Source organism: Curtobacterium sp. MMLR14_006 (assembly GCF_001864985.1).
GTDB lineage: Bacteria > Actinomycetota > Actinomycetes > Actinomycetales > Microbacteriaceae > Curtobacterium.
The window spans coordinates 1-295 of record NZ_MJGU01000015.1; the positions used below are offsets into that span (position 1 = coordinate 1).

Sequence of the window (295 nt, forward strand, 5' to 3'; positions counted from 1 at the left end):
AGTGCGTCTGGTCCTTGAGAACTCAACAGCGTGCACATTGTCAATGCCAATTTATTGATTGACCTCGTGCCTGGTCGGCTTGCTGACCGGGTCATGATGCAATTCCTTTTGGATTGAAGATTGTCAGTAGACAGTCAACAGTCAGAATCAACTCGCTGACGCTTTCGGGTGTTGGTTGTAATTTTTTACGGAGAGTTTGATCCTGGCTCAGGACGAACGCTGGCGGCGTGCTTAACACATGCAAGTCGAACGATGATGCCCAGCTTGCTGGGCGGATTAGTGGCGAACGGGTGAG

At 50.5% G+C, this 295-nt stretch carries 1 rRNA gene; it reads left to right on the plus strand.

Annotated features, from left to right (window positions below):
- Window positions 1-184 precede the first annotated feature (184 nt).
- Window positions 185-295: ribosomal RNA gene (locus tag BIU94_RS07430) — 16S ribosomal RNA — on the plus strand; the annotation flags it as partial.